The organism is Streptomyces sp. NPDC059456 (assembly GCF_042750055.1).
GTDB lineage: Bacteria > Actinomycetota > Actinomycetes > Streptomycetales > Streptomycetaceae > Streptomyces.
Window position 1 is genome coordinate 1 of the sequence record NZ_JBHYVA010000766.1, and the last position, 3,837, is coordinate 3,837.

Genomic DNA, 3,837 nt, shown 5'->3' on the forward strand with positions numbered 1-3,837 from the left:
CCGCCGCCCAGCGCCTCCAGCAGCCGGGCCGAGGCGCGCTCCGCCTGCTCCAGCACCGCCCGCGACAGGGCGCGGTTGCGGGAGACCACGTTGCGGGTGACCTCCAGCTCGTCGAGCGCGAGCTCGATCTCCCGGCGGTCGTCGAAGTACGGCTCGAAGCACGGCCAGTGCTGGACCATGAGCTCCCGCAGCTGCGGGAGCGTCAGGAAGCTCAGCACGTTGTCGTCGGCCGGGTCCAGCAGGTAGCCCTTGCGCCGGCTGACCTCGCGGACGGCGACGGCGCGCTGCACCCACTCCTGGCCGGCGGGCCCGGCGGCCGCGACGACCCAGTCGTCGCCGCCGTGCACGGGCTCGTAGATCGGCCGGAGCACCGCGCCGACGACGGCGCGCAGCCGCTGTTCGATCAGGTTCAGCCAGATGTACGCACGGCCGGCCCGCTGCGCGCGGGTGCGGACCTCGGTCCACGCGTCCGCGCCCCAGTCCAGTTCGGCGCCGGCGCGCACGCTCCCGGCCGCCGGCGGGGCCAGTGACACCGCCCCGGCCGGCACCCCCGTGGGCGCTCCGCCCGACACCCCGCCGGAGACCCCGCCGGGCGCACCACCGGGTGCACCTCCTGGGGCGTCCGCCGGGCCGCCCTCGTGACCGCTGTCACCAGGGGGCAGCTCCAGACCTCCCGAGCTCACCCGTGCACCGCCTTCTGCGTCTGGACGCCCGTCTCCAAGTGATCACGGAAGGGTACTCCGAGCTCGGCGCCCGGTGCAGCCCGATGGCCCTTACACCGGTGGTCCGTTGACCCATTATCGGATGCCCGCATAGTCCGCTGACCCGCATATCAGCTCTCCGGGTCACCCGGTAGGAGCATCCCAAGTCCCCGCGTGGGGGCCCACTTTCGGGGAAGATCTGGCAGAGACGTGGTCCACGCCGGATCAGCACCGAACAGCAATGCGACACCGAGGGGAAGAGCCGTATCCATGCAGGTCTGGCCGGGACAGGCGTATCCGCTCGGCGCCACGTACGACGGCGCCGGCACCAATTTCGCGGTCTACTCCGAGGCCGCCCGACGCATCGAACTGTGTCTGCTCCACGACGACGGCTCGGAGACGGCCGTCGAACTGCGCGAGACCGACGCCTTCGTGCGGCACGCCTACCTGCCCGGGGTGATGCCCGGGCAGCGCTACGGCTTCCGCGTGCACGGGCCGTACGAACCGGAGCGCGGGCTGCGCTGCAACGCGGCGAAGCTGCTGCTGGACCCGTACGCGCGGGCCATCGCCGGGAGCGTCGACTGGGGCGAGGAGGTGTACGGCTACCACTTCGGCCGGCCGGATTCGCGCAACGACCTGGACTCGGCCCCGCACACGATGAGTTCGGTCGTGGTGAACCCGTACTTCGACTGGGCCAACGACCGCCCGCCGCGTCACGAGTACCACCACACGGTGCTGTACGAGGCGCACGTCAAGGGGCTGACCATGCGTCACCCCGACCTGCCCGAGGAGCTGCGCGGCACGTACGGGGCGCTGGCCCATCCGGCGGTCATCGGGCACCTGACCAAGCTCGGGGTGACGGCCCTGGAGCTGATGCCGGTGCACCAGTACGTGAACGACCACCGGCTGGTCGACGACGGGCTGAGCAACTACTGGGGCTACAACACGATCGGGTTCTTCGCCCCGCACAACGGCTACGCCTCCGGTGACCGCGGGCAGCAGGTGCTGGAGTTCAAGTCGGCGGTACGGGCCCTGCACGAGGCCGGGATCGAGGTCATCCTCGACGTGGTCTACAACCACACCGCCGAGGGCAACCACCTGGGCCCGACGCTGTCCTTCCGCGGGCTCGACAACGCCTCGTACTACCGCCTCGCCGACGATCCCCGGCACTACACGGACACCACGGGGACCGGGAACTCGCTGCTCATGCGGTCCCCGCACGTGCTCCAGCTGATCATGGACTCGCTGCGCTACTGGGTGACCGAGATGCATGTGGACGGGTTCCGCTTCGACCTCGCCGCCACGCTCGCCCGGCAGTTCCACGAGGTGGACCGGCTGTCCTCGTTCTTCGACCTGGTCCAGCAGGATCCGGTGGTGAGCCAGGTGAAGCTGATCGCGGAGCCCTGGGACCTGGGCGAGGGCGGCTACCAGGTGGGGAACTTCCCGCCGCTGTGGACGGAGTGGAACGGCAAGTACCGTGACACCGTACGGGACTTGTGGCGCGGGCAGCCGCGTACGCTGGCGGAGTTCGCGGGCCGGCTGACCGGCTCCTCGGACCTCTACCAGGACGACGGGCGCCGCCCGCTGGCCTCCATCAACTTCACCACCTGCCACGACGGTTTCACCCTGCACGACCTCGTCTCGTACGACGAGAAGCACAACGAGGCCAACCGCGAGGGGAACCGGGACGGCGAGACCCACAACCGGTCCTGGAACTGCGGGACCGAGGGGCCGACCGAGGACCCGGAGGTCCAGGAGCTGCGCGAGCGCCAGATGCGCAACTTCACGGCCACGCTGATGCTCTCGCAGGGCGTGCCGATGCTCAGCCACGGCGACGAGTTCGCCCGCTCGCAGGGCGGCAACAACAACGCGTACTGCCAGGACAACGAGCTGTCGTGGGTGAACTGGCCGGAGCCGGGCAAACCGGCCCCCTCGCTGCTGGAGTTCACCCGGCGGATGGTGTGGCTGCGCCGCGACCATCCGGTGTTCCGGCGGCGCCGGTTCTTCCACGGCCGGCCGGTCGAGGGCACCAACGACGAGCTCTCCGACATCGCCTGGTTCACCCCGCACGGGGAGCCGATGCGGGCCCGCGACTGGCAGGCGCAGCACGCGCGCTCGCTGACGGTGTTCCTCAACGGAGAGGCGATCTCCGAGCCGGGCTCGCGCGGGGAGCGGATCACCGACGACTCGTTCCTGCTGATGTTCAACGCGGGCGCCGATCCCCAGGAGTTCACGATCCCGGCCGGGCACGGGGCGCAGTGGCGGCTCGTGGTGGACACGGCGCGGCCGGACGTACTGCCACCCGGCACCGGACCGCAGTACGCGGCCGGGGACCGGGTGGCGCTGACGGGACGGTGTCTGGTGGTGCTTCAGCGCCCGGCGTAGGAGGGCCCCGAAGCGCCCGGCGCGTCGGGCGTGCCCGGCGCGTCGGGTGCGTCGGGCGCGTCGGATGCCTCGGGCGCGGCGGGCGCGCCCGAGGGGGCGTGCCGCCCCGACGGGCGTGCGGGCCCCGACGGGCCGGCGGTCAGGTCCGGGGAGGCGCTCTGCTGCGCCGGGATGAAGACCCGCGGCGCGGCGGGGTGCGCCCGGGCGGCCGGCACCCGGGTGGTCAGCGCGAGGATCAGGGCCGAGGCGGCCGCCCCGACGGCGACGGCGAAGGCCCCGGCGGGCCCGTACCACTCGGCGAGCCGTCCGGAGGCGGCGAGCGCGGCGGCCTGCCCGGCCACGAGCGAGCTGGCGGCGAAGGCCGTCGACTCGGCGAGCCGGACCGGCTCCACCGCCCGCTCGGTGAGGGCGAACGAGGTGATCAGGTGCGGGGCGTACGCGGCGCCGAGCACCGTGACGACCGCGTACAGCGGCCACAGGCCGTCGGTGAAGAGCAGCGGTACGGAGAGCACCAGTGCGGCGCCGGTGGCCGCGCGCCAGCGCAGCCGCAGCCCGAACCGGGCGGGCAGCGCGCCGAGGGCGAGGCCCACGGCGGCGCTGACGACCCCCATGGCCGCGTACACGATGCCCGCCTGGCCGGGGACGCCCAAACGAGCGGTGAGGGCGGCGATTCCGGCCTGGCAGGCGCCGAACATGGCGCCTTGGAGGAACAGGGAGCCCCGTACCGCGTACACGACGCGCGGGTGCCGGC

2 protein-coding genes and 1 pseudogene are annotated in these 3,837 nt (G+C 72.6%); 1 reads left to right on the top strand and 2 read right to left on the bottom strand.

The window, feature by feature from the left end; genetic code table 11:
- Positions 1 to 683: SAV2148 family HEPN domain-containing protein (locus tag ACFXA3_RS38050; RefSeq protein WP_385195145.1), on the bottom strand; the 683-nt coding region annotated here is incomplete at its 3' end.
- Between the two features lie 288 nt (positions 684 to 971).
- On the opposite strand from ACFXA3_RS38050, the gene glgX reads away from it, so the two are divergent.
- The gene (glgX, locus tag ACFXA3_RS38055) at positions 972 to 3,086 is read left to right on the top strand and encodes a glycogen debranching protein GlgX (protein ID WP_385195148.1); all 2,115 of its coding nucleotides are present in this window, start codon (positions 972 to 974) and stop codon (positions 3,084 to 3,086) included.
- Here glgX and ACFXA3_RS38060 read toward each other — a convergent pair.
- Positions 3,071 to 3,837 (bottom strand): annotated as a pseudogene (locus tag ACFXA3_RS38060) (hypothetical protein); the annotation flags it as partial. The gene glgX and the pseudogene ACFXA3_RS38060 overlap by 16 nt on opposite strands.

Coding starts and splice junctions, on each gene's coding strand:
- glgX (WP_385195148.1), top strand. CDS start 972: ATGCAGGTCTGGCCGGGACAGGCGTATCCGCTCGGCGCCACGTACGAC.